The organism is Bacillus cereus group sp. N6 (assembly GCF_016483705.1).
GTDB lineage: Bacteria > Bacillota > Bacilli > Bacillales > Bacillaceae_G > Bacillus_A > Bacillus_A wiedmannii.
Genome location: NZ_JAEHBI010000238.1, coordinates 1 through 360, shown reverse-complemented (window position 1 = coordinate 360; position 360 = coordinate 1). Strand labels below are relative to the sequence as shown.

The window sequence follows — 360 nt, the reverse complement described above, 5'->3', positions numbered from 1 at the left end:
TTAAAATATCTCATTTGTGATTCTCCTTACTCTTTTTTTAGAGTGTAGTCTCATTTAGAAAACTTTGCAACAGAACCGAACAAGGGAAGAAAGTTGGGAAAGAAGAAGGGCTTCAAGAGGGTATGGAAAAGGGGAAATTAGCCGAAAGAGAGCAACTGATTCGTGGCATGCATAAAAACGGCATGGATATATCGGATATACGACATATTTTAGACAATTAAAGTGCACGGTACACTTTTTCACAAGGTTAGTTGTTCCACTGGAGCTTCTAAATCTAAAGAACGGTTCTGGTGCAAATAAAGGATATATCCCAAAGAACAATGAGGATTCCTACCGGAATCGTTCTTTACCCTGTCAATC

1 pseudogene is annotated in these 360 nt (G+C 38.3%); it reads left to right on the top strand.

Annotated features, from left to right (window positions below):
- Positions 1-86: 86 nt before the first annotated feature.
- Positions 87-221, top strand: a pseudogene (locus JDS99_RS32270) (Rpn family recombination-promoting nuclease/putative transposase); the annotation flags it as partial.
- Between the last annotated feature and the right edge of the window lie 139 nt (positions 222-360).